The sequence below is a fragment of the Roseicella aerolata genome, assembly GCF_020523605.1.
GTDB lineage: Bacteria > Pseudomonadota > Alphaproteobacteria > Acetobacterales > Acetobacteraceae > Paracraurococcus > Paracraurococcus aerolatus.
In genome coordinates, this window is record NZ_JAJAQI010000039.1 from 21,172 (window position 1) to 46,022 (window position 24,851).

Consider the following 24,851-nt stretch of genomic DNA (forward strand, 5'->3'; position numbering starts at 1 on the left):
CCGCGGCAGAATGCACGCGGCAGCGGCGGAGTCGGCGATGAGAGGGGTTCCGAGGCGCGCGGCATTTGGCCTCTTCGCCCTGGCGGCGACACCGGCGATGGCGCAGGAGGCCTGGCCGGACCGGCCGGTGCGGCTGGTGGTGCCGACGCTCGGCGGCGCCGGCACGGCCGACACGCTGGCGCGGATCACCGCGCAGGAGATGGAGAAACGCCTGCCGCAACGGGTGCTGGTGGAGAACCGCGCCGGCGCCAACGGCAATATCGGCGCAGGCCTGGTCGCCCGCAGCACACCGGATGGCGCGACCTTCCTCTGGGGCTGGGCCGGCACGCTGGCGACCAACCCGGCGCTCTACCGCGACCTGCCCTTCGACCCGCAGCGCGACTTCGAGCCGGTGATGCTGGTCGGCAATGTCCCGAACATCCTGGTGGTGCATCGCGGCCTCGGCCCGCGCAGCCTGGCGGAGTTCACCGCGCTGGCCAGGGCGCAGCCGGGGCGCCTGCATTTCGGCTCCACCGGCAATGGCAGTTCCATGCACCTGGCGGGGGAGTTGTACCGGCAGCAGACCGGGGCGGAGCTGGTGCATGTGCCCTATGGCGGCCCGGCCCCGGCGGTGACGGACCTGCTCTCCGGCCGCATCCAGGCCATGTTCAACCTGGTGACCGGCGCCATGCCGCAGATCCGCGCCGGGGAGGTGGTACCGCTCGCCGTGCTGTCCGAGCACCGCATCGCGCAACTGCCGGAGGTGCCGACGGCGGCGGAGCTGGGCCTGCCGGGCCTCGTCTTTGGTACCTGGTTCGCCGTGCTGGCGCCGCGCGGCACGCCGCCGGCAGTGGTGGCGCGCGCCAATGCCGTGCTGGGCGAGGTGCTGGCGGATGCCGAGGCGCGCCGGCGCCTGGAGGAGGCGGGGCTGGAGATCCTGGGCGGCCCGCCGGAGCGGCTGGCCGGCTATCTGGCTTCGGAGCTTCGCCGCCACGCGGAGATCGTCCGGATCAGTGGGGCGCGGCTGGATTGAACCCCGTCCGGGCCGGGGCGCCGCGGCAAGGCGCCCCGCGGCGGATGGCGCGGGCCTGCCGCGCCATCGCCCTGGAAGCCTGCTGCTTACAGCGGCTTCAGGTTGGCGGCGGCGGCCTTGCCGCGCTCCATCACCACGTCGTAGCTGACCTTCTGGTTCTCGTTCAGCCCCTGCAGGCCGGCCTTCTGCACGGCGGTGATGTGCACGAACACATCCTTGCCGCCGTCCTGCGGGACGATGAAGCCGAAGCCCTTCGTTGCGTTGAACCACTTCACGGTGCCGGTCGCCATGCGACGCACCCTCCTTATCCTGGTGCGCGGACGCCGATCGCCCGCGCGAAGAAACCCACCGGGCTGGATCGCTTGAGGGCGCCCGGAGTTTTTCCCCGGGGAGGCACGGCAAGGCGGGCCAAGAGCGGCTGGCGGGGGCAGTCAGCGCAGATCGACCCGGTGAAGTCAACGATCGCAGATACGCGATTCGGTGAGTAGCGGGAGCGGCGTAGAAAAAAGCGTTCCAGGCCGGGAAAAAGAAAAAGGGCGGGACCTTTCGGTCCCGCCCCTCCGGTACTTCGATCCTGGAAGGGATCAGAAGTCCATGCCGCCCATGCCGCCCATGTCGCCGGCACCGGCCGGCGCGGCCTTCTTCTCCGGACGCTCGGCCACCATCGCTTCCGTGGTGATCAGCAGCGCCGCGACCGAGGCCGCGTCCTGCAGCGCCGTACGCACGACCTTGGTCGGGTCGATAATGCCGGCGCCGACGAGGTCCTTGTACTCGTCCTTCTGGGCGTCGTAGCCGAAGGTGTAGTCGGACTTGCGGAGCACCTCACCGGCGACGACCGCGCCGTCCTTGCCGGCATTGGCCGCGATCTGCTTCGCCGGCGCCTGGATGGCGCGACGGACGATCTCGATGCCGACCTGCTCGTCGTTGTTGAGGCCCTTCAGCGAGGACAGGTTCTCGGAGGCGCGCAGCAGCGCCACGCCGCCGCCCGGCACGATGCCTTCCTGCACCGCGGCACGGGTCGCATGCAGCGCGTCGTCGACGCGGTCCTTGCGCTCCTTCACCTCGACCTCGGTCGAGCCGCCGACGCGGATGACGGCAACACCACCGGCCAGCTTCGCCAGCCGCTCCTGCAGCTTCTCGCGGTCGTAGTCCGAGGTGGTCTCCTCGATCTGCGCCTTGATCTGCTCGCAACGGCCGTTGATCTCGGACTTCTCGCCCGCGCCGTCGACGATGGTGGTGTTCTCCTTCTCGATCCGCACGGTCTTGGCGCGGCCGAGCATGTTCAGCGTGACGTTCTCGAGCTTGATGCCGAGATCCTCGCTGATCACCTGGCCACCGGTCAGGATCGCGATGTCCTCGAGCATCGCCTTGCGGCGGTCACCGAAGCCCGGGGCCTTCACGGCGGCAATCTTCAGGCCGCCACGCAGCTTGTTGACCACCAGGGTGGCCAGCGCCTCGCCCTCGACATCCTCGGCGATGATCACCAGCGGACGGCCGGACTGCACCACCGCCTCGAGCAGCGGCAGCATCGGCTGAAGCTGCGACAGCTTCTTCTCGAAGATCAGGATGTAGGGGTTGTCCATCTCCGCGATCATCTTCTCCGCATTCGTGATGAAATACGGGGAGACATAGCCGCGGTCGAACTGCATGCCCTCGACGACGTCGAGCTCGGTCTGGATGCTCTTGGCTTCCTCGACCGTGATCACGCCCTCGTTGCCGACCTTCTCCATCGCCTTGGCGATCATCTCGCCGATCTCGGACTCGCCGTTCGCGGACAGCGTGCCGACCTGGGCGACCTCGGCGGAGGTGGTGATCTTCTTGGTCTTGGCCTCGAGCTCCTCGACGACCTTCGCCACGGCCTTGTCGATGCCGCGCTTCAGGTCCATCGGGTTCATGCCGGCGGCCACGGCCTTCGCGCCCTCGCGGACGATGGCCTGGGCCAGCACGGTCGCGGTGGTGGTGCCGTCACCGGCCAGGTCGTTGGTCTTCGAGGCCACTTCGCGCACCATCTGGGCGCCCATGTTCTCGAACTTGTCGGCCAGCTCGATCTCCTTGGCGACGGTCACGCCGTCCTTGGTGATCCGCGGCGCGCCGAAGCTCTTGTCGATGACCACGTTGCGGCCCTTCGGACCGAGCGTCACCTTCACCGCATCGGCCAGGATGTCGACGCCGCGAATCATCCGCTCGCGGGCGCTGGCGCCGAACTTGACGTCCTTTGCTGCCATAGTGCGTATCCTCTTTGAACAGGCGCTCACGCCTCGTGCCCGGGGTCAGCCCCCGGCCCGTGGCGGATCGCCAGGATTGACGATGAGCCGAAGATCGGGTCCTGCCGCCGGATCCGGCCGCCGCGCCCCGGGCGCCGCGGCCTTGGGCGGCAAGAGCCTCAGGCGGCCTTCGCGACGGAAGGGTTGTCGAGGATCCCCATGATGTCGGACTCCTTCATGATCAGGAGCTCCTCACCATTGAGCTTCACCTCGGTGCCCGACCACTTGCCGAACAGGATGCGGTCGCCGGCCTTGACGTCGAGCGGACGCAGCTCGCCCCGGTCGTTCAGCGTGCCGGAGCCGACGGCGATGACCTCACCCTCCTGCGGCTTTTCCTTGGCGGTGTCGGGGATGATGATGCCACCCGCGGTCTTCTCTTCGGCCGTCACGCGGCGAACGAGAACGCGGTCATGCAGGGGACGGAAGCTCATACGGTCCTCTCCTGATGCCTTTGCCATGCGTTTCCTCAACCGGCAGGTCCGGCCAGCGTCCGCCTTGGCAGCCCGCTAGCACTCCCCCCGGAGGAGTGCCAAACACCTAGGGGAGCAGCGCGCGGCCGTCAAGACATTGCAGCACTCACCCAGCGTGAGTGCCAACAGCCTGATTCAAAAGGTTTTTGTTGCAGGAAACCCCGCCCCCCATGGCAAGCTTCCTTCTGTCACAAGGGAGGAACCGCGCCGGTTCGCACCGCATCGCGGACCGAGAAGGCCAGGAAAGGACGACAGGCGTGCTGCAGCAGATCGAGAGCTTCGTTCGCGTGCCCGGACTCAATGTGCCCGACTGGCGGCTGACCACCGCCGAGATCCTCTACCACATGCCCGACCACCCCGGCGTATTGCAGAGCTTCATCTGGCAGAAGCTGGACCGCGCCCCGGTCTTCCCGGAGCTGTCCCGCTTCCTCGCCTTCTGGCAGCGCGAGATCGAGGGGCCGCTGCATTCGGTGCGCGTCGCCTCCTCGGCCCTGATCCGGCCGGCGGAGCTGCGCTACGCCAACGGGCAGTTCCTGCTGCACTGAGCCGGGCGGCCGCGACGCCGGGCGCCGTCGCGGGTCGCGGCAGGAGAGGAGCACAAGGGCCGGACCCGCGCTGCTCCGGAGCCACAGCGGCCGCAGGGCTGCGCCGCACCCGCGCAGCGCGGGCGCCGGCCGGCGCCGCGGCCGCTCCGGCCCCCCCAACGCAGCGCCGCTCCGCCGGGACGCCCGGCCGCGGCCCGCCGCAAAGGCGGCGCTCCTGCCCGGATGCGCTACGCATCCGGGCCTTCGGTGTCACGCCGCCAGCCGGCGACCCTGCGCGGCGGCCAGCGCGCCCAGCCGCGCCACCATCCGGTCCCGCAACTCCTCCCGCAGCCGCGCCTCGCTGAGGGCCGGCTCGGCTCCCGCCAGGCGGGTCAGCGCCTCGGCCGTGCGGGCCGGGCTGAGGCCCAGCAGGCTGCGGGCCAGGGGGGAGCGCTTCAGCGCCGCCTTCAGCCTGGCCTTCAACGAGACCGGCGCGGGCGCCGCGACCGGCCCGATCCGCTCGCGGAACTGCGCGAGGCCGGCCGCCGCGTCGAAGCGCAGGCGCTGCCCATAGGGTCCTGCCGGGCGGCCGTAGGCGAGGACCGGCCCGGGATCGGGCGGCGGCACGATGTGCAGGTCCAGATCCCGCCCGATGGAGGCCGTCCAGTCGATCCATTTCGGGATGCCGAAATGCTTCGAGGTGGCGAAGGCGATCCAGGGGATGCCGTAGACATCGGCCAGGATCGCGCCATGCAGGGATTCGGTCAGCACCAGCCGCGCCCCCGCGATCCGCCGGATGACGGAGAGCGGATCGGCCCGCGGGTCGAGCAGTTCGAAGCCGGTCAGCGCCGCGACCTCTGGCCAGCCCGGATGGTCCAGCGTCTGGAAATGCGGAATGACCAGCGTGCCGCCGGTGCCGGTTGCGGCCTTCGGATAGTCCCGCAGCAGCGGCACCAGCAGGGCGCCGTCGGTGATCGCGCGGTCCGCCGGCAGGCCGAGGATCCGGGCCGAGATCGGGCCGCGCACGCACCAGTACTCCACCTGCTTGTCCCGCCAGCGCTCGATGGGATCGTTGCCGACGCCGCTGGAGAAGACATGCAGCCGCGGCACCTCGCCGCAGGGCATGCCGATGATGGTGCCGATGCCGGTGAAGCCGGTGCTGGGATCACCGTCGAACAGCCCGGGCACCAGCCCTTCCCAGAGCACGGCGTTCAGGTCGTCCCCGAAATTGGGGACCTTGGTGCGGTAGTGAATGAGTCGCATGGAAGGGCCTTTCGCGACCTCGGCGCCGCAGGGGCGGTGGGACGGGCAGCCGCGCCGGAGGTTCGGCTGCCCGGCGGGTGGGTCAATGCGGCGCGTGCAATGCGCCGGCCGGCACGGCACCGCGGCCGGCCTCGAGGGTGGAGCGGCGGGCGATGTGGTCGCCCGCCCGCAGCGCGAGTGCGACGATGGTGAGCGCGGTATTCACCGCCCCGGCCGAAGGCAGGGTGGAGGCGTCCACGACATAGAGATCCCGCACGCCATGCACCTGGCAGTCCGGGTCGAGCACCGAGTGGCCGGGATCCGTACCGAACCGCGCCGTGCCCACCTCGTGCCAGAGATAGGGCGGCCGCTTGCGGGCGAGCGAGGGATAGCCGGCGCGGCGGAAGGCGGCGACCGCGAGGTCCCGCAGCTTGTTGAAGGTAGCCAAGTTGTGCACCGGCTCGGTCTTCGCGCCGAGGCGGTCGCCATCGAAGCGGAAGCCGCTCTCGCGGGTCGGCAGCGCCTCGGTCATGTAGAAGCACATCAGGCTGTGCGTGCCGACGAGCCTGGCGATCGGCCGCATCAGCCGCCCGGCCTCCTCCCAGAAGGGCATCTGGCCGGCCACCTGGATGACGCCGGCCGGATAGGGCCAGCCCGGCGCCTCGTCGTAGAACTCGTTGATGGCGAAGGTCTTGGTGTAGAAGGCCGGCACCGTCTTCAGGCTGACGAAGGGGAAGATCATCCCGACGGAATGGCCGCCCAGATAGCGCCCGAGCGCGCCGCCGGCATTGCCGAGCCCCTCCGGATGGTGGCCGGTGCGCGACCGGCGCAGCAGCGTGGCCGATCCCGGCAGGCCGGCGCAGATCGCCACGACATCGGCGCGGACCACATGCTCCTCGCCCGCATGCCGCACCCGGATGCCGGTGGCGCGGCGGCCCTCGCTGTCGGTCAGCACCGCGAGGCATTCCGTGTTCGTCGCCAGGCGGACATTGCCAGTGCGCAGCGCCGGCCGCAGCGCCGCGGTATCGGCATCCATCTTGGCGTCGAGCGTGCAGTAATGCGCATCGCAGGTCGGGCAGAGCACGCACTGCCCGCCCGGCCCGTAGTCGAGGCCGCTTGGGATGGCGGCGGTGCGGGTGCCGGTCTTCGCCAGCCGCTCGACCATCCTCGCCACGATCGGCCCGTGCGGGATCGGCGGGTGGGGATAGGGGCTGGCGCGCGGCGGCTCGGTCGGGTCGCCATCCGGCGCGCCATGCACCTTGAACAGCCTCTCCGCCTGTTCGTAATAGGGTTCGAGTTGGGCATAGGTAATCGGCCAGGCGGGGGAGGTGCCGCCCTCATGCCGCACCTCGCGGAAGTCGCTCTCGCGGAAGCGGTAGAGCGCCGCACCGTAGAATTTGGTCCGGCCGCCCACGATCTCGAGCGGCGTCTCGCGGCTGCCCATCACCTGGGAGATGAACCGCCCGACCGGGGCACTGGGCGCCTCCCGTTGCACCTCCAGCCGCCGCCCCTGCTCCACCAGCAGAACGCGCAGGCCGTGCTGGCCGAGCCGCAGGGCCAGGCTCGCGCCGCCGGCGCCGGTGCCGACCACCACGGCATCATAGGGGCGCGCGAGATCGGCCGCGCTGGAGGAGTCCGTCATCTGCATGTGGCCCGGCACCCTTGTGCGTGCGTTGCCCGTACCCGCCACGGCCGGACTCACGAGGGCGTGAACCTACAGAGTCCCAGGCAAACTACAAGATTTTGCAGCGCAGCACAGCAATCCAGAGTTGTGGTGTGCCTTCCGGGCCGCAATCAGGATTCGGCCATGGCCCGCCCCGCCCGCGCCCGCCGCAGCAGCACGAGGCCGATCCCGAGCGAGGCCAGCAGGAGCAGGCCGGCAAGCCCGAGTTGCCAGAGGCCATCGACCCGGACCCCCTTGCCCAGCAGGGCGAAGACGATGGTCTGCGGCAGGTAGCCGAGCGCCGAGGCGGCCAGGAAGGGAAGCGCGGCAATGCCCGCCAGCCCGGCCAGCAGGTTCAGCGCCAGGTTGTTGCCGACCGGCAGCAGGCGCAGCGCCAGGGTGGCGCCGAAGGGGCTCTCCGCCAGCACGTCCCGCACCGGCCGCAGCCGCCGGCCGAACCGCCCGGCAAGGCGCCGCTCCGCCCAGTCCCGCCCCACCAGTCGCGCCCAGGCATAGGCGAGCGCGCAGCCCAGCACCTGCGCGGCCAGGCCGAGCACCGTGCCGAGCACGGCGCCGAAGGCGTAGCCGCCGAGGAAGGCGACGCCCTGCCGCGGCAGCCCGGCGGCCGCGGCCGCGGCCCCGGCCAGCAGGAAGAGCGCCTCCCCCGTCAGGCCCTGGTCGCGGATGTACAGATCGACCCAGTCGGTGCCGGGCGCCGCCCCCAGCGCCCGCAGCAGCAGCCCGCCCAGCACCAGCCCGGCCGCGAGCAGCACCAGCTTGCCGGCCGCCCGCAGCCTCGCCGGGCCGGGCGCGGCGGCGCCTTCGGTCATGCCCGGCTCATGGCATGCTGGCGCATGTCATGCCCCGGATGCCGGCGGCCCCTCGGGCCCTGGCTTCGCGGCAGGTGCCGCGGCGCGCTGTCGCGCGCCCGGCCCGCCCCACCGGCCGGCGGGTCGGGCCTTCATGCGCCAAGCATCATTCCCCCGCCTCCACCGCCGGCCGCTTCCAGCGGCGCTGCAGCCAGGCGACGCCCACCAGATCGAAGAGGCTGACGGCCAGCCGGTCGAGCGTGCCGTAATTGGAGGCGCCGCGGGTCCGCGGCCGGTGGTTCACCGGCTCGCTCACCACCCGCCCGCCCTGGCGCAGCACCAGCGCCGGCAGGAAGCGGTGCATGTGATCGAAATGCGGCAGTTCCAGGAAGAGCGCCCGCGGGAAGACCTTCAGGCCGCAGCCGGTATCCGGCGTGTTGTCCTTCAGCAGCCGCGCGCGCACCCGGTTGGCGATGCGGCTGGAGCGGCGCTTCACCCAGGAATCCCGCCGCGTGACGCGATGGCCGGCGACCAGGATGGCGCCGCCCCCGGCCCCTGCCTCCCTCTGGGCGCGCGCCAGCAGGCGCGGGATGTCCGCCGGGTCGTTCTGCCCGTCCCCGTCCAGGGTCGCGATCCAGATGCCGCGCGCCGCCTTCACCCCGGTGACGATGGCCGCCGACTGGCCGCAACTGGCACGGTGGCGGAGGAAGCGCACCGGCGCGCCGGCCGCCACCGCGCGCAGCGCCGCGACCGTCCCGTCCGAGGAACCGTCATCCACATAGACGATCTCATGCCCGATGCCGGCCAGCGCCGCCTCGATCTCCGCGACCAGGGGCGCGATGTTCGGCGCCTCGTTGCGGACCGGGATGACGACGGAGAGCGGCAGCGGATCGGGGGCGGCGGGCCTGCCGGTGGCACCCGGCGATGCCAGCGCCGCGGCAGCCGGCGCCGCGGTCTCGGCGGAGGGCATGGCCGCGCGGGTAGCAGCCTGCCGCCCCCCCTGCAAGCCGCAGCCCCCACGGATGCGTCAGCCGCACCGGCACCCTATACTTCCGGCATGCCATTCGACGTCCAGACCTCCGCCGCCGCGGCGGACCGCACCCAGCCGAATTCCCGCCCCATCGCGCTCTGGCTGCTGACCGTGGCCGGCATGGTCTGGGCCATGGTCGCCATCGGCGGCGCCACGCGCCTGACCGGGTCGGGACTGTCGATCATGGAATGGGCGCCGCTCTCGGGCACCCTGCCGCCGTTGTCGGAGGCGGAGTGGCAGCGGCTCTATGACCTGTACCGCACCATTCCGCAGTACGCGTTGGTCAACCAGGGCTTCGGGTTGGCGGGCTTCAAGGAGATCTTCTGGCTGGAGTGGTTCCACCGGCTCTGGGGCCGGCTGATCGGCCTCGCCTATGCCCTGCCGCTGCTCTGGTTCTGGCTGCGCGGGCGCATCCCGGCCGGGCTGAAGCCGCGCCTGCTGCTGCTGCTCGCGCTCGGCGGGCTGCAGGGCGCGGTCGGATGGTTCATGGTCGCCTCGGGCTTCGAGGCGGACCGCACCGCCGTCTCGCCCTATCGGCTGGTCACGCATCTCGGCCTCGCCCTGGTGCTCTATGCCGCCCTGCTCTGGACCGGGCTTTCCCTGCTGCGACCGCAGCCGGCGGCGCCGCACCCGGCGACGCGCTCCGTCCGGCGGCAGGTCAAGGCGGCGGTCTGGCTGCTGGTCGCCACCATGCTGGCCGGCGGCTTCGTCGCCGGCATCCGGGCCGGCTTCGACTACAACACCTTCCCCCTGATGGAGGGGCGCTGGGTGCCGGAGGGCTACTGGCGGCTCGAGCCGCTCTGGACCAATCTCACCACCAATATCCCTGCGGTGCAGTTCAACCACCGCCTGCTGGCGACGCTGGCCACCCTGGCGGCGCTGGGCGCGGCCTTCGCCGGCTGGCGGCGCCTGCCGGCCGGCCCGGCGCGGCAGGCCTGCCTCGGCCTCGCCGGCGCCGCCTGCCTGCAATATGCTCTCGGCGTCGCCGCGCTGCTGCTGGTGGTGCCGGTCTGGCTCGGCACGCTGCACCAGGCCTGCGCGGTGCTGGTGCTGACCGCCGCCCTCATCGCCCTGCATGCCCTGCGGGAACCCCGGAGAGCCAAATGACCCAGCACGGGGCCGCCGACGCGGCGCTGGCCACCGCCCTCGCGGCGCTGCCCCTCGGGGTCTGGGTCATCGGGCCCGACCGGACCCTGGCCTTCGCCAATGCCGCGGCCTGGCGGATCACCGGCCTCAGGGCCGATACGGTCCCGCCGGGGACGCCGCTGGAGGCGCTGGTCCGGCAGCTTGCCCGTCATGGCGTCCATGGCCCCGGCGATCCGGACGCCCTGGCCGCCGGTCAGTCCGGGGCCGATCCCACCCGCCCTTCCCGCCGCCGGTTCCGCCGGGCCGACGGCGCCTGCTTCGACCAGATCACGACGCCGCTGCCGGAGGGCGGCTTCGTCGCCATCCTGATGGAGGTGAGCGACCCTGCCGCCGCGACGGCGACGGCCGAGGCCCCGAACCGGCAGCTGGTGGGCCTGCTCTCCCGCCTGCATGGGGGCGTGGCCGCCTATGACGCCGAGCATCGCCTGGTCTTCGCCAACCCCGCCTTCGAGGCGCTGCTCGGCCTGCCGAGCGGCACCGTCCGGCCCGGCACCTCCCAGGAAAGCCTCTGCCGCCTCCTGGCCGAGCGCGGTGCCTTCGGCGAGGCGGCGGTGGCGGACTGCCTCGGCCTCGACCGCGCCCGCCCGTGCACCTGCCAGTGCAGGCAGCCGGACGGGCAGGTCCTGCGCTTCGAGAGCCAGCCCCTGCCCGATGGCGGCTACATCCTCGAGGTGACCGACATCACCGCCGCGACGCGGGCGGAGGACGAGGCGCAGCGCCGGGCCGCGATGCTGGACGGCGTGCTCGCCTCCCTGCCGCATGGCGTCGTGGTCTTCGACCGGGACGGGCGGGTCGCGATGGTCAATGCCGCCCACCAGGCCATCATGGCCGGGGCCGAGGCGGCGGTCGGCGAGCACCGCGAGGCGATCGCGCGCCGCCGCGCCGAGCAGGGCGAGTACGGGCCGGGCGATCCGCACGCCCTGGCCCTGGCGCACCTGAACGCGCCGCCGCGCCGGCTCGCCCCGCGCCAGCGGACCCGGCCGGATGGCAAGGTGATCGATATCCGCTACGCGCCCATGCCGGATGGTGGCACGGTGCAGGTGACCACCGACATCACCGCGCTGCACGCCGCGCGCACCGAGGCGACCGCCCGCGCCGGCCTGCTGCAGGCGATGCTCGACAACATGCGGCACGGCATCGCGCTCTTCGGCCCGGACCGGCGGCTGCTGGCGGCCAACACCCTGTCCAGCACCCTCAGCGGCACGCCGCTGGAGGCCGCCCTGCCGGGAACCCCCTTCGAGGAGGTGGTCGCAGCGCAGTGCCGGGCCGGCGCTTTCGGCAGCGGCCCGGCGGCGCAGGCCGAGGCGGCCCGCATCATCGGCCTCGATCGCGCCCATCCGGCCCGCTACGAGCGCACCACGCCCGAAGGCAGGACCATCGAGATCGAGTCCGACCCGACGCCGGATGGCGGCTTCGTCGTCACCTGGACCGACGTCACCGCCCGCGCCCGGGCGGAAGCCAAGGCCAATCAGCGCACCGCGATCCAGGCGGTGATGCTGGATGTCATCCGGCACGGCATCCAGCTCTTCGGCCCCGACCGCCGCCTGATCGCCGCCAACCGCTTGGCCGCGACCCTCAGCGGCGCGCCTGAGGAGGCGCTGCGGCCCGGCACCACCCATGCCGAGGTCCTGCGCCTGCAACAGGCGGCGGGCGTCTTCGGATCGGGGCCGGAGGCAGAGGCGACGGTGCAGTGGATGCTGGCGATGGATCGCGCGCAGCCGATCCGCTACCAGCGCCGCAACCCGGCGGGACGCCTGATCGAGGTGGTCTCCGACCCGACCCCGGATGGCGGCTTCGCCATTACCTTCTCCGACATCACCCCCCTGGCGGCAGCGGAGGCCGCCGCCGCCTCCCGCGCCGCGATGCTGCAGACGGCGCTCGACAACATGCGCCATGGCCTCCTGATCTACGGGCCGGACAGCCGCCTGCAGGCGGTGAATGCCCTGGCGCTGGACCTGGCCGGGCTCGCGCCCGAGGATGTGGTGCCGGGCGTCACGCTGGAGACGCTGATCCGGCGGCAGCGCGACCGCGGCCATTTCGGGCCGGAGCCGCAGGCGACGGTGATGATGGAGGCGATGCTCGCCGTGGACCGCACCCGGTCCGGACGGAGCGAGCGGACCCTGCCCGATGGCCGCAGGGTCGAGGTGTTCAGCGAGCCGACGCCGGATGGCGGCTTCGTCGTCAGCTTCACCGACGTCACGGCGCGGGTGCGGGCGGAGGAACAGGCGCGGCAACAGGCCGGCATGCTGCGCGATGCCCTCGACAGCATGCGCCACGCCCTGATGCTGTTCGGGCCCGACCGCCGGCTGGTCACCGCCAACCGGCTGGCGGGGCCGGGTTACGCGATTCCCGACCTGCGGGGGCGGCAGGGCGTCCTGTTCGACGACCTGGCACGCGAGCAGCACGCAGCCGGCCAGTTCGGCGAGGGGGCGGAGGCCGAGGCACGGCTGCGCGAGATCCTTGGCTTCGACCGCAGCCGCTCGATCCGCTATCGCCGCCGCCAGCGGGATGGCCGGGTCTTCGAGATCGGCTCCGACCCGACGCCCGATGGCGGCTTCGTCCTCACCCATACCGATGTCACCGAACTCGCGAAGGCGCAGTCCGAGGCCTCGGACCGGGCCGGCATCCTCCAGCTCATGCTCGACAACATGCGGCATGGCATCGCGCAGTTCGACCGGGACAAGCGCCTGGTGATGGCGAACCGCCTGGCCGCCGAGTTCAACGGCATCGAGCCCGCGCTGCTGCAACCGGGCGCGCATGCGGCGGAGCTGGCCGAGGCCGCGCTCCGCGCCGGCATGATCACGCCGGAAGCCCTGCAGGCCAGGTTGCAGGACGACTATTCGAAGCCGCATCGCCATATCCGGCCGCGCCCGGACGGCCGCGTCATCGAGATCTTCACCGACCCGACGCCGGATGGCGGCTTCGTCGCCACCTACAGCGACATCACCGCGCTGACCGAGGCGGAGGCCGCGGCACGGCAACGGGCGGGCGTGCTGCAGGTGATGCTGGACAGCATGCGCCACGCCATCTGCTACTATGGCCCGGACCGCCGGGTGATCGCGGCGAATGCGCTCGCCGCCGATCTCGGCGGCTACCCCCGCGAGATCCTGGCCCCGGGCGTGTCGCTGGACGAGATCATCGCCCACCAGCTCCGGCATGGCTCGGTCGGCGGCGATGCCGAGACGACAGCCGCCATGGCGCGGAAGCTCGACCGCTCCCGCCCCGCGCGCTACGTCCGGCCCAACCGCGACGGGCGGATCATCGAGGTGACCTCCGACCCGACGCCGGATGGCGGCTTCGTCATCACCATGTCCGACATCACCCCGCTGGCGCGGGCGGAGGCGGAGGCGCAGCGGCGGGCCGGCATCCTGCAGGCGATGCTGGACCACATCCGGCACGGCATCGCCCTCTTCGACCGGGAAGGCCGCATCCTGGCGGTCAATCCGGTCTTCCTGGCCCTGCTCGACCTGCCGCCGGAGATCATGGCGCCCGGCGGCAGCTTCGCAGGCTTCGTCGACCACCTGCAGGCACGCGGCGAGTATGGCGAGGGCGAGGCGGGCCGCGCCATCGCCGCCGCCTTCAAGGCGCGCGACCGGCGGCAACCGCGCCGCAGCGTCCGCACGCGCCCGAACGGCGTGGTGCTGGAGATCGCCTCCGAGCCCGTGCCGGATGGCGGCTGGGTGCTGGCGCTGACGGATGTCACCGAGGACCGCCGCATCCGCGCCGAGCTGGAGCGGGCGAAGGACGCCGCCGAGGCGGCGAACCGGGCGAAGTCCCGCTTCCTCGCCACCATGAGCCACGAGCTGCGGACGCCGCTGAACGCCGTGATCGGCTTCTCCGAGGCGATCACGGCCGATCCGAACCCGGAGCGGGGCAAGGAGTATGTCCGCTCCATCCATGAGGCGGGGCGGCACCTGCTCGCCCTCATCGATGACATCCTCGATGTCACCCGGGCGGAAACCACGGGCTTCCCGACCATGGAGGGCGAGGTCGATGTGATCCCGCTGGTCGAGGGCGCGGTGCGGGTGATGCAGGCGACGGCCACGGCGGCCGGCGTCTCGGTGGAGGCCGAGCTGCCGCCGGTGCTGCCGCTGGTCCGGGCGGATGAGCTGCGGCTGCGCCAGGTGCTGCTGAACCTCCTCTCCAACGCGGTGAAATTCACCCCCGGTGGCGGCCGGGTCACCATCTCCGCCGCCGAGGAGCCGGAGGGCGACCTGGTGCTGAAGGTGGCCGACAGCGGGATCGGCATGCGGCCGGAGGACATCCCGCGCGCCTTCGAGCCCTTCACCCAGCTCGATTCGTCGCTGGCGCGGCGCTTCTCCGGCTCCGGCCTCGGCCTATATCTGTCCCGGGCGCTGGCCGAGGCCCAGGGGGCGACGCTGACGCTGGAGAGCATGCCCGGCGATGGCACCACCGCGGTGCTGCGCTTCCCGAAATCCCGATTGCTGACACCGCTTGCCGCCTGACCGGTCCGCTGGCCACAGCGCGGGGCCCGGACCGCCCCATCCCGCAAGGAAGGAAAGCCACCCGATGCCGCTCGACACACCGCTTTCCGTCACCGACCGCCTGTTCTTCGCCGAGCTGGACCGCGCGGGGTCCGAGCGCATCCTGAAGGAGGCGCTGCAGGGCGCCGAGGATGGCGAGCTCTTCCTGGAATACCGCGAGAGCGAGGTGATCTCGCTTGATGACGGCCGCATCCGCTCGGCGAGCTTCGATGCCACCAAGGGTTTCGGCCTGCGCGCCGTGGCCGGGGAGGCCGCGGGCTACGCCCATGCCGGCGAGCTGTCCGAGGCGGCGCTGAAGCGGGCGGCGGAGACGGTGGGCGCGGTGCGCCAGGGCCGCTCCGGCACGCTGGATATCGCGCCGCGCGCCACCAATGCCCGGCTGTACGAGGACGCCAACCCGCTGGCGCTGCTGGATTTCGCCGCCAAGACGAAGCTGCTGGCCGAGATCGACGCCTATGCCCGCGGCCGCGACCCGCGGGTGAAGCAGGTCATGGCCTCGCTCGCCGGTGAATGGCAGGCGGTGCAGATCCTGCGCCCCGACGGCACCCGCGTGGCCGATCTCCGCCCGCTGGTGCGGCTGAACGTCTCGGTGGTGGTGGAGCAGGACGGGCGGCGGGAGACCGGCAGCCACGGCATGGGCGGCCGCTTCGACTATGCCCGCATCGTCGCCGAGCCGGTCTGGCAGGGCGCGGTGCAGGAGGCGCTGCGCCAGGCGCTGGTGAACCTTGAGAGCATCCCGGCCCCGGCCGGGGAGATGGAGGTGGTGCTCGGCCCCGGCTGGCCCGGCATCCTGCTGCATGAGGCGATCGGGCATGGGCTGGAGGGCGACTTCAACCGCAAGAAGACCAGCGCCTTCGCCGGCCTGCTCGGCCAGCGGATCGCGGCGCCGGGCGTGACGGTGGTGGATGACGGCACCATCCCGGACCGCCGCGGCAGCCTGACGGTGGATGACGAGGGCACGCCCAGCAACCGCACCGTGCTGATCGAGGATGGCGTGCTGGTCGGCTTCCTGCAGGACCGGCAGAATGCCCGGCTGATGGGCGTGGCGCCGACCGGCAACGGCCGCCGGCAGAGCCATGCGCACATCCCGATGCCGCGCATGACCAACACCGTCATGCTCGGCGGCGCCCATACGCCGGAGGAGATCCTGCGCAGCGTGAAGCGCGGGCTCTATGCCGTGAATTTCGGCGGCGGGCAGGTGGACATCACCTCGGGCAAGTTCGTCTTCTCCGCCTCCGAGGCCTATCTGATCGAGGACGGCAAGGTCGGCGCGCCGGTGAAGGGCGCGACGCTGATCGGCAACGGGCCGGACTCGCTGACGAAGGTGGCGATGGTCGGGAACGACATGGCGCTCGACCCCGGCATCGGCACCTGCGGCAAGCAGGGCCAGGGCGTGCCGGTGGGCGTCGGGCAGCCGACCCTGAAGCTCGCGGGGCTGACGGTGGGCGGGACCGCCGTTTGATCCGCCCGGCGCGCGCGGAGGAGGCGCCGCTGCTGGCGGCCCTCGTCGCGCGCGCCTACGCCCCCTGGGTGCCGGTGATCGGCCGGCGCCCGGGGCCGATGGAGGATGACTACCCCGGCCGCATCGCCGCCGGCGAGGCCTGGGTGCTGGAGGAGGGCGGCGCGATCCGCGGCCTCGTGGTCATCGAGGCGCATCCGGACCACCTGATGCTGGACAACATCGCCGTGGACCCGGCGCGGCAGGGCACGGGCGATGGCCGCGTGCTGCTGGATTTCGTGGAGGCCGAGGCGCGAAGGCGCGGGCTGCCGGAAGTGCGGCTCTACACCCATGCGCTGATGGCGCGGAACATCGGCCTCTATGCGAAGCGTGGCTATGCCGAGACGGAACGGCGGGAGGAGAAGGGGTTTTCGCGGGTCTTCATGGTGAAGCCGATCGCCTGATCCCGGGCCTACACCTCCGCGTGCAGCAGCGCCCGGCTGGCATCGCCGCCCCAGGCGCGCGCATGCAGTTGCAGCAGCCGGTCGGCCTGGGTCAGGCCGCTCGCCACGATCTCGTCGAGCGGCGCGAGATAGACCTCCTCGCCCAGGCCCCGCGCCTTCAACCCGTCCCGCGCGATCGCCACCACATCCCGCGCGACGTCCCGCACCCGCCGGCCGCGGATCGTGGCGCCCAGGGCGTCGCGTGGCACCGCCAGGCGCAGCGCCCGGATCTCCTCCACCGTCCAGTCCCGCACCAGCGCCGCCGCCGCCTTCTGCGCCGCGTCGTCATAGAGCAGCCCGGCCCAGAGCGCCGGCTGCGCCACGATCATCGCCGGGCTGCCGGCATCCGAGCCACGCATCTCGAGGAAGCGCTTGAGCCGCACATCGGTGAAGGCGGTGGTCACATGGTCGGCGAAGTCGCCCATGGTCGCACGCTCGCCGGGCAGAACGTCCAGCTGGCCGTCCAGGAACGCCCGGAAGCTCTTCCCCGCCGCGTCCAGCCACCGGCCGTCGCGCATCACGAAGTACATGGGCACGTCGAGCACCCATTCAGCGAAGCGCTCGAAGCCGAAGCCCTTCTCGAACACCACCGCGGGGATGCCGGTGCGCGCGCCATCCGTATCCGTCCAGACCTGCGCCCGCATGCTGCGGAAGCCGTTGGGCTTCCCTTCGGTGAAGGGGGAGTTGGCAAACAGCGCGGTCGCCACCGGCTGCAGCGCCAGGCTGATCCGCAGCTTCTCGACCATGTCGGCCTCGTCGCCATAGTCGAGATTGGCCTGCACCGTGCAGGTCCGCAGCATCATGTCGAGGCCGAGGGAACCGACTTTCGGCATGTAGCGCCGCATGATGGCGTAGCGGCCCTTCGGCATCCACGGCATCTGCTCCCGCCTATGGAGCGGGTGGAAGCCGAGCGGCGCGAAGCCGATGCCCATCGGCCCCGTCACCTCATGCACCTCCCGCAGATGCTGCTGCAACTCGGCCCAGGTGGCGTGCAGGTCCTCCACCGCAGCGCCCGACAGTTCCAATTGCCCCGCCGGCTCCAGGCTGATGGAGGCGGTGCCGCGCTTCAGCCCGATCGGGTGGCCGTTGTCGTTGATCGGCGCCCAGCCCCGGGCCTGCAACCCCTCCAGGATCGCCCGGATGCCGTCGGGCTCATAGGGCGGCGTCGCGTAGCCCTCACGATAGAAGCCGAATTTCTCGTGCTCCGTGCCGACCTTCCAGCTCCCGCGCGGCTTGCTGCCGGCGGCGAACCATTCGGCGAGCTGCCGCACGGAGGTGATCGGCGTCAGGTCCGCCTCGCCGGGATTCGACATCCTGCCCTTCCAGTGTCGTCGGGCCCTGGGCGAGCCGCCCGGCGCACGATCAGAGAGTGTTCCAGTCACCGGCCAGCGCCTGCAGGACCGCAAGGCCCGCCACCGCCGCCGTCTCCGCCCTCAGGATGCGGGGCCCGAGGGAAACCGTCGAAACAAAGGCACGGCGGCGGAGATCGTCAAGCTCCGCCCGCTCGAACCCGCCCTCCGGCCCGACCAGCCAGGCCCAGGCGGTGCCGCGCGACAGGGTCTGCGCCGCCTGGATGAGCGGCGGCGACTCCCGCCGCTCATCGCCGACCAGCAGGGGGGTGCCATCCCATGCATCCAGCACGGCATGCAAGGGGGCGGCCGGGCCGACGCGCGGGACGGTCAGCCGGCCGCATTGCTCGGCCGCCTCCTGCGCGATGGCGGCGAGCCGCCCGGTATTCACGCGATCCGTGATGCTGCGGCGGGTCAGGACGGGCTGGATCAGGCCGATGCCGAGCTCGGTCGCCTTCTCCGCCATCCAGTCCATGGCGTCCCGCTTCACGGCGGTGACCAGCAGCCGCGCCGCGGGCGTGGCCTCCTGCGGCCGGGTCGGCCGGTCCGGCCGGAAGGCGCAGCGATCCTTGCGGAGCGCCGTGATGGTCGCCGCCCATTCGCCGTCCCGGCCATTGAACAGCAGCACCGCGTCGCCGGGCGCGCGGCGCATCACGCCGCCGAGGTAATGCGCCTGGGCGGGGGTGGCGGGGATCTCCCTCCCCTCCTCCAGCGGCTGGTCGAGATAGAGGCGCGGGGTGGACATGCTGCCCTTTCGCTGGAAGAGAAGCGCCGTGCAAGGCTACACGGATATCCGAACCCAGGGGCTCGTCGCCCGGTTGCCCGCGGCCTGGCGGCCCTATGCGCTGCTGGCGCGGCTGGACCGCCCGATCGGCTCCTGGCTGCTCGTCCTTCCCGGCCTCTGGGCCTTCGCGGCCGTCGCGCCCTCCTGGGCCGAGGGGCTCCGGCTGACCCTGCTCTTCGCCATCGGCGCCATCGCCATGCGCGGGGCGGGCTGCGTGGTGAACGACCTCTGGGACCGCGACATCGACCGGCGGGTGGAACGCACCCGCAACCGGCCGCTGGCGGCCGGCACGGTCACGCCCTTCCAGGCGCTGGTCTTCCTCGCCGGGCTCTGCCTGGTGGGCCTGCTGGTGCTGGTGCAGCTCAACCCCGCCGCCATCCTCTTCGGCCTCTGCGCCCTGCTGCCGATCCTGCTCTATCCGCTGGCCAAGCGCGTGACCAACTGGCCGCAGGCCATGCTCGGCCTCGTCTTCTCCTGGGCCGGGCCGCAGGGGGTGGTGGCGGCGACCGGCCGGCTGGATGCGGTCGCGCTGCTGCTCTGGGCCGCCGGCTTCTGCTGGATCCTTGGCTACGACACGATCTATGCCCATCAGGACCGGGAGGACGACGCGGCGGTCGGCATCGGCAGCACGGCACTGCGCTTCGGGGAGCGGACGCGGCCCTTCCTCGCCGCCTGCTATGCCGCGACGCTGGCCTTCCTGGCAGGCGCGGGCTGGGCGGCCGGCCTGTCCTGGGTCTACCTCCCCGGCCTTCTGCTCCCCGCGGCGCTGCTGGCCCGGCAGGTCCTGACGCTCGACATCCACGATCCCGCCCATTGCCTCCGCCTGTTCAAGGCGAACCGGGAGGTCGGGCTGGCCGTCGCCCTCGCCTTCCTGCTCGGCAGGCTGTGACCGACCCCGAAGCCTTCATCCGCGCCCAGACCGCCATTGCCCGGCCGGCGCTGGTGCCGGAGATCCCGCTCCACCTCGCCACCGAGATCACCCCGATCTGGCAGGCGACCGAAGCCTGGCTGGGCGCGGAGGGGATCGAGCCGCCCTTCTGGGCCTTCGCCTGGCCGGGCAGCCAAGCCATGGCGCGGCTGATCCTGGATGATCCGGCGCGGGTGGCGGGGAAGCGCGTGCTGGATTTCGCCGCCGGCTGCGGCCTTGCCGCGATTGCCGCCGCGAAGGCCGGCGCGGCGCTGGTGGAGGCGGCCGAGATCGATCCCCTCGCCATCGCCGCCACCCGGCTGAACGCCGCGCTGAACGGGGTCGCGGTCTCCGCCCTTGATGGCGACGTGGTCGGCGCGCCCTGCCGCTGGGACCTGATCCTGGCCGGGGATGTCTGCTACGAGGCGCCGATGACCGGCCATATCCTGCCCTGGCTGCGCGCCATGGCGGCGGCGGGGGCGGAGGTCTGGCTGGCCGATCCCGGCCGCGCCTATGTCCCGCGGGAGGGGCTGGCGGAGATCGCGCGGCTGGACGTGCCGGTGACGCGGGAGCTGGAGGATCGGGACAACCGATTGGTGCGGGTCTGTACCCTTGCCCCGGCCGATCACAGTACCCTCCACCCAGGGGCGTAGACCGGCTTCACGCTGCACGGTGAGCGTGAAGCCGGCCTGAAGCAGCAGAGGTTGGCCGCGCTCCCTACCGCGAATCACGCGCATCTCGCCGGAAAGCGCTTCAGGCTGCAGCCTTCGGTGTCGCGATGGTCTGCCCGACACGTCCAATCACCAGCTTGGTTAGGCTGTCCTCGGCAAGTCCGCCGATGAATCCGACGAGGATGCCGATCGTCGGCACCGTCATGAAGGCGGTTAGGTTGTTCTTTGCGATTGCTATGTCGATAATCTGCAAATGCAGCAAGACGCAGAACAGCAAGGTGACCATGGCAACGATCATCAGCCGCCAGGGCGCCGAAAAGCCATCGGGGTCGAAGAGATTCAGGTTGTTCCAGTCGATCTGCCGGTTCCGCAGCACGGTAGACAGCCATACCGAGGCGCAGACACCGAACATGACATAGCCGCCGGCCTGGACCAGGGAAAGGAGCTGAGGGTCAATAACCCTGGACGGCAATCGATCGATGAAGACTCCCAGCAGCAACGACACCAAGCCGACGCAACCTGCGACGACCGTCAGCTTCCGGATGAAAACCTGGCGGAAGCGCGGCCCGACCAGGGCCACGAAATCCCGCTGGATCTGTTCCACCATATAATTAGCAATCAAGAAATCTTTGGCGTCGGAGTTCAGGCCGCAATTGGCAGCCGCCTCGATCTGCCTAACGTAAAGATTATATTGCCCAAGCCGCTCCATCTTTTCTAAGACGGCATAGATCTTAAAATTAACGGCTTCAATCTCTCGGGCGAATTTGAGCGCGTCCGGAACCAGTTGCGGGTCGGCTTTGCCGTCAGGGAGAGGGTCGAGCCGCAAGGCGGCCCGATCGCCAGGCCTTTCAGCCTCGAAATCGACGCTAAAGATCCTTGGCATGGTTTCCGCCGCAGTTGTCGTGCCCAATTGCGAATGACACAATTACGATAAACTAACAAGCCTGCGTCATACCAAGACCGAGCGCCCGCTACTTGGCATGGCCTACCGCGTCGTCTGCTCGAGGAAGCGCAGCAGCGCCGCCAGGTCGCCCGGCTCCCCCACCGTCTGCACCGGCATGCGCGTCCCCGGCGTCACCACATCCGGCCCTCGCGTGAACAGGTCCGCCACCGTCTCCGGCGTCCAGGTGATGTCGCCGCGCGCCAGCCGCTCGGAATAGGCATAGCCGGGCACCGATCCCATCCGCCGGCCGAACAGCCGGTGCAGGTGCGGCCCCGCCATCACCCCCTCCTGCTCGGTCAGCGCGTGGCAGGCGCTGCAGGCGCGCCACACCCGGGCGCCATGCGCGTCCACGCCGGCGGGCAGCGCCGCCTCGGCCTCGGGCGCGAGCGGCCCGAGCGGGGCGCCCGTCGCCGCCTCCCAGCGCCGCACCCGCCGGTCCTGCCCGCCGGTCCAGAGCGTCCGCCCATCGGCGGCGAAGACCACGGACCAGACGGGCAGGCCGGGCCCGTCCAGCGTATGGCGCAGCCGCCCCTCCGGCAGGGACCAGAGGCCGACGCTGCCGCCGAGGGAGGCGGCGGCGAGGCTCCGCCCATCCGGCGCGGCGGCCAGCGCCACCACCGGCCGGCTGCCTGCCGCCAGCTCCCGCACCCCGCCATCGGCGGAGAGCAGGCGCACCGTCCCATCCGCCCCGCCCGTCGCCAGCGCCCCGCCGGGCAGGGCGGCGAGGGCGTTCTGCGGCAGGCCCAATTCGGCCAGCACCCGGCCGCCCGTCGCGTCCCAGAGCCGGATCGTGCCATCCGCCCCGGCGCTGGCGAGGCCCCCGGCCCGCCAGGCGAGGCCGCCGACCGCCCCGGCATGTCCCTCCAGCACCCGTGCGCTGCCATCCGCCGCCCAGACCCGCACCGTGCCATCCCAGCCCGCGGAGGCGAGGGTTCCGTCCGGCGCGACGGCCAGCGCGGTGACCGGGCCGGCATGGCCTTCCAGCACCCGCAGCGGCTGCTCGGCGCCCCCGGCGGGCCAGAGGGCGATCCGACCCTCCTCCCCCGCGCTGGCCAGGCCTCCCCCCGGCAGGGGCGCGAGGGCGGAGAGCGCCCCCGCATGCCAGCGCATCACCCGCCGCGCCTTTCCCGCCGCCGGGTCCCACAGGATCACCGCCTGGTCGAAGCCGGCGGAGGCGAGGCCCCCGCCCTCCGGCACCGCAAGGGCCCGCACCGGCCCGCCATGGCCGGCGAGGTCCTGGGCCCGGGAAAGGATTGGGAGCAGGAGGAAGGCGAGGAGGAGGAGCGCGCGCATGCCGGGCTTATCGCGCCGGCGCCGGGGATGGTGCCAGCCCGCGCCGCGCCGGCTTTGCGCCTGACCAGCAGGATGGTCGCTCAGGCGGTGATGCCGCCATCCACATGCAGCACCTGGCCGGTGATGTAGCCGGCCGCCGGCGAGGCCAGGAAGGCGATCGCCGCCGCCACCTCCTCCGGCTCGCCGAGCCGCCGCAGCGGGATGCGGGCGGTTCGGTCCGCCATGGCCTTCGGGTCCAGCGCGGCATGCGCCCCCGGATCCTTCCTGGTGAAGCCCGGCGCCACCGCATTCACCGTGATGTCCGGCGCCCATTCGATGGCCAGCACCCGAACCAGCGCCTCCATCGCCGCCTTGGCCGCGGCCGAGGCGGGGAAGAGCGGCTGCTCCAGCCGGAAGACATGCGCGACGAAGGAGGAGACGGCGACGAGGCGCGGATGCTCCCCCTGCACCAGATGCGGCCGCGCCGCCCGGGCCAGGCGCAGCAGGGCGAAGGCGATGGAATCATGGCTGGCGGCAAAGGCCTCGTCGGTCAGCCCGGCGATGGGAGTGCGGTCGGCGAAGCCGGCATTGGAGACCAGCACATCCAGCCCGCCGAGCGCCGCCGCGGCCTCCGCCACTGCCCGCTCCGGCTCCCCTGCCCTGGCCAGGTCGCCGGTCAGGACATGCGCCCGCCCGCCCCGCTCCCGCACCAGGGCGGCCATCCGCTCCGCGCCGTCGCGGTTCTTCCGGGTTATACACGGCCGATAGTTGTTCACGGCTGCACAGCCGTATCCACCCATCAACACATTCCGCGGGCACGTTTTCTGCGCAAGGGGGCGGCAATTTGCCGTTCACGCGCCTTCTCGCGAGCGCCTGATATTCGAGAGGCCGCTTTGTGTTGACCAAACCCACTGCACCGCCGTCGAATGCACGCGTATCGCCTCGCGCGCTGTGCACGAAGCGGAGCTGGAGAGGGTGTGGGGTGGACACCTACGTGGCGGCCGCAGTGGACCTACCGCCGCCCGGCGACGGCTTCGAGGTCGCGCCGGAGATCCGCACCGCAGCCCTCCCCTCCGGGTTTCCCTTCCTCGTCGACGCCGATACCGGACAGGTCGTAGAGGCCGCGCTCCTTTTCCTGGTGCAACGGCACCTCGAGGTTTCCAGGCGGTGGGTCGTGAACACGGCCCTGGCCCATGCCCACGACCTGAATGACTGGTGGAAGTACCTGGGGGCCCGCGGGCTTGCGTGGGATGAGGTCGGGCGTGCCGACCTGCTGGACTACAAGCGCGCCATGGAGGCGACGATCTCCCTGGCCACCCACGGGCCGCTCTCGTTGAGTTCCAGGCGGCGTCGCTTGGGCACTGTCCTTGCGATGTACGCGTGGGCCCGCCGCAAGAAGCTCTTCACCGGGGACTTTGACGACGTCGAGCTTCGGCATGTCCGGCGAAGCCTCGACTCCGACCCGCTCGCGCACATCGGCTCCCGGCCCGAGGTCGTTACGGTATCGGACCTCATGCCGCGGGACAACAGCGGACCGGACGACAAGGTCCGCCCCCTCACCGGCCGCGATGCACGGCTCGTGATGCGGGAGCTGGGTCCATTACCGTCAGAAAACATACCCGGTGTGCCGTGCCGTGACCGGCTCGCGGGTGAAACCGCATTGAACACCGGAGCACGCGTGGACGAGATCGCCAAGATGCCAGTCCATCGCGTGCTGGCACTCCTGCCGTCGGATCCCGACGATGCCAGGGCGGTGGTGCCTCTCCGCCTGACGGAGACAAAGGGGATGGTGCCGCGCACGGTGCTGGTGCCGACGTGGCTCCTTCGCGAGCTGGTCGCGTACATTGAGGGCGAGCGCAAGCAGGCGCTGGAAAGGGCCAGGGAGCTTGGCCTGCCTGCAGGCGCCCGGACGCTGTTCGTGAACGGGATCGAGGCGCGTGCCCACGTCGGGCGTCCGATCCGCAGAGCCACGCTACAGGATGCATTCCGACGCGCGGTCGTCGCCGCAGGCCTAATCGTGCGCGTCCCAAAGGTAAATCCCGAGAATGGCGAACTCTACCTCAAGGCAGTGCCGAAGCACAGCTTCCACGACCTGCGCCACACCTTCGCGGTCTGGACCTACCAGGCTAGGCACATGATGGGCGATCCAACGCCATGGAAGTACGTCCAGGCGCGCCTCGGCCACAAGACGGTGGCCATCACGATGGCATTCTACGTCCGCGTGGTGGACGAACTCGAAGCCACCGCCAGCGACTACATGGCCTCCTTCTACCGCGAGATGGGAAGGGGCGAGGTCTAGGCAGCATGCGCAGCTCCGGT

General features: G+C 71.6%; 21 protein-coding genes. 9 read left to right on the top strand and 12 right to left on the bottom strand.

What is annotated here, in order from left to right:
- Positions 1-37 precede the first annotated feature (37 nt).
- The gene (locus LHA35_RS21175) at positions 38-1,012 is read left to right on the top strand and encodes a Bug family tripartite tricarboxylate transporter substrate binding protein (RefSeq protein ID WP_226611789.1); all 975 of its coding nucleotides are present in this window, start codon (positions 38-40) and stop codon (positions 1,010-1,012) included.
- Positions 1,013-1,098: 86 nt separating this feature from the next.
- Here the strand turns inward: LHA35_RS21175 and LHA35_RS21180 are convergent, their stop codons facing one another.
- The 3 genes from LHA35_RS21180 to groES form a co-directional block, all read right to left on the bottom strand.
- Entirely contained in the window at positions 1,099-1,302 is a 204-nt protein-coding gene (locus LHA35_RS21180) for a cold-shock protein (protein WP_132285923.1), read from the bottom strand.
- A 294-nt stretch (positions 1,303-1,596) separates the two neighbouring features.
- A complete protein-coding gene (gene groL, locus LHA35_RS21185; protein WP_226611790.1) occupies positions 1,597-3,237 on the bottom strand; it encodes a chaperonin GroEL in 1,641 nt (546 codons plus the stop codon).
- A 158-nt stretch (positions 3,238-3,395) separates the two neighbouring features.
- Positions 3,396-3,707: a co-chaperone GroES gene (groES, locus tag LHA35_RS21190; RefSeq protein ID WP_226611791.1), complete on the bottom strand. Its 312-nt coding sequence runs from the start codon at positions 3,705-3,707 to the stop codon at positions 3,396-3,398.
- Positions 3,708-4,003: 296 nt separating this feature from the next.
- Here groES and LHA35_RS21195 point away from each other — a divergent pair, with 296 nt between their 5' ends.
- The gene (locus LHA35_RS21195; protein WP_226611792.1) at positions 4,004-4,291 is read left to right on the top strand and encodes an usg protein; all 288 of its coding nucleotides are present in this window, start codon (positions 4,004-4,006) and stop codon (positions 4,289-4,291) included.
- 249 nt (positions 4,292-4,540) lie between these two features.
- On the opposite strand, the gene LHA35_RS21200 is transcribed toward LHA35_RS21195, so the two are convergent.
- The 4 genes from LHA35_RS21200 to LHA35_RS21215 form a co-directional block, all read right to left on the bottom strand.
- Positions 4,541-5,533 (bottom strand): polysaccharide pyruvyl transferase family protein, encoded by a 993-nt coding sequence (locus tag LHA35_RS21200; protein WP_226611793.1) that lies wholly within the window; start codon positions 5,531-5,533, stop codon positions 4,541-4,543.
- 82 nt (positions 5,534-5,615) lie between these two features.
- The gene (locus LHA35_RS21205; RefSeq protein ID WP_226611794.1) at positions 5,616-7,160 is read right to left on the bottom strand and encodes a GMC oxidoreductase; all 1,545 of its coding nucleotides are present in this window, start codon (positions 7,158-7,160) and stop codon (positions 5,616-5,618) included.
- A 146-nt stretch (positions 7,161-7,306) separates the two neighbouring features.
- Positions 7,307-8,005, bottom strand: a complete 699-nt coding sequence (locus LHA35_RS21210) for a TVP38/TMEM64 family protein (protein WP_264185696.1) — start codon at positions 8,003-8,005, stop codon at positions 7,307-7,309.
- Between the two features lie 145 nt (positions 8,006-8,150).
- The gene (locus tag LHA35_RS21215) at positions 8,151-8,954 is read right to left on the bottom strand and encodes a glycosyltransferase family 2 protein (protein WP_226611795.1); all 804 of its coding nucleotides are present in this window, start codon (positions 8,952-8,954) and stop codon (positions 8,151-8,153) included.
- Between the two features lie 87 nt (positions 8,955-9,041).
- Here LHA35_RS21215 and LHA35_RS21220 point away from each other — a divergent pair, with 87 nt between their 5' ends.
- From LHA35_RS21220 to LHA35_RS21235, 4 genes are all read left to right on the top strand, one after another.
- Complete coding sequence (locus LHA35_RS21220; RefSeq protein ID WP_226611796.1) at positions 9,042-10,121, top strand: COX15/CtaA family protein; 1,080 nt, start codon at positions 9,042-9,044, stop codon at positions 10,119-10,121.
- Complete coding sequence (locus LHA35_RS21225; RefSeq protein ID WP_226611797.1) at positions 10,118-14,626, top strand: PAS-domain containing protein; 4,509 nt, start codon at positions 10,118-10,120, stop codon at positions 14,624-14,626. The genes LHA35_RS21220 and LHA35_RS21225 overlap by 4 nt, the downstream gene beginning before the upstream one ends.
- A gap of 64 nt (positions 14,627-14,690) precedes the next feature.
- Positions 14,691-16,127: a metalloprotease TldD gene (tldD, locus tag LHA35_RS21230; protein ID WP_226611798.1), complete on the top strand. Its 1,437-nt coding sequence runs from the start codon at positions 14,691-14,693 to the stop codon at positions 16,125-16,127.
- Positions 16,124-16,567 (top strand): GNAT family N-acetyltransferase, encoded by a 444-nt coding sequence (locus tag LHA35_RS21235; protein WP_226611799.1) that lies wholly within the window; start codon positions 16,124-16,126, stop codon positions 16,565-16,567. The genes tldD and LHA35_RS21235 overlap by 4 nt, the downstream gene beginning before the upstream one ends.
- Positions 16,568-16,575: 8 nt before the next feature.
- On the opposite strand, the gene LHA35_RS21240 is transcribed toward LHA35_RS21235, so the two are convergent.
- Together LHA35_RS21240 and LHA35_RS21245 are read right to left on the bottom strand one after the other, a co-directional pair.
- Positions 16,576-17,919 carry a glutamate--cysteine ligase gene (locus LHA35_RS21240; RefSeq protein WP_226611800.1) on the bottom strand — a complete coding sequence of 448 codons (1,344 nt, stop codon included), beginning with the start codon at positions 17,917-17,919 and terminating at the stop codon, positions 16,576-16,578.
- A gap of 49 nt (positions 17,920-17,968) precedes the next feature.
- Positions 17,969-18,700: a 16S rRNA (uracil(1498)-N(3))-methyltransferase gene (locus tag LHA35_RS21245; protein ID WP_226611801.1), complete on the bottom strand. Its 732-nt coding sequence runs from the start codon at positions 18,698-18,700 to the stop codon at positions 17,969-17,971.
- 28 nt (positions 18,701-18,728) lie between these two features.
- Here LHA35_RS21245 and ubiA point away from each other — a divergent pair, with 28 nt between their 5' ends.
- Together ubiA and LHA35_RS21255 are read left to right on the top strand one after the other, a co-directional pair.
- Complete coding sequence (ubiA, locus tag LHA35_RS21250) at positions 18,729-19,628, top strand: 4-hydroxybenzoate octaprenyltransferase (RefSeq protein WP_226611802.1); 900 nt, start codon at positions 18,729-18,731, stop codon at positions 19,626-19,628.
- A complete protein-coding gene (locus LHA35_RS21255) occupies positions 19,625-20,299 on the top strand; it encodes a class I SAM-dependent methyltransferase (protein WP_226611803.1) in 675 nt (224 codons plus the stop codon). Before ubiA ends, LHA35_RS21255 begins: the two co-directional genes overlap by 4 nt.
- A 100-nt stretch (positions 20,300-20,399) precedes the next feature.
- On the opposite strand, the gene LHA35_RS21260 is transcribed toward LHA35_RS21255, so the two are convergent.
- The 3 genes from LHA35_RS21260 to LHA35_RS21270 form a co-directional block, all read right to left on the bottom strand.
- Positions 20,400-21,200 carry a hypothetical protein gene (locus tag LHA35_RS21260; protein ID WP_226611804.1) on the bottom strand — a complete coding sequence of 267 codons (801 nt, stop codon included), beginning with the start codon at positions 21,198-21,200 and terminating at the stop codon, positions 20,400-20,402.
- Between the two features lie 102 nt (positions 21,201-21,302).
- Positions 21,303-22,553: a hypothetical protein gene (locus tag LHA35_RS21265; protein ID WP_226611805.1), complete on the bottom strand. Its 1,251-nt coding sequence runs from the start codon at positions 22,551-22,553 to the stop codon at positions 21,303-21,305.
- Positions 22,554-22,633: 80 nt separating this feature from the next.
- On the bottom strand, positions 22,634-23,308 hold the full coding sequence (locus tag LHA35_RS21270) for an SDR family NAD(P)-dependent oxidoreductase (RefSeq protein ID WP_226611806.1): 675 nt from the start codon (positions 23,306-23,308) through the stop codon (positions 22,634-22,636).
- A gap of 206 nt (positions 23,309-23,514) precedes the next feature.
- On the opposite strand from LHA35_RS21270, the gene LHA35_RS21275 reads away from it, so the two are divergent.
- The gene (locus tag LHA35_RS21275; protein ID WP_226611807.1) at positions 23,515-24,831 is read left to right on the top strand and encodes a tyrosine-type recombinase/integrase; all 1,317 of its coding nucleotides are present in this window, start codon (positions 23,515-23,517) and stop codon (positions 24,829-24,831) included.
- Positions 24,832-24,851: the final 20 nt, after the last annotated feature.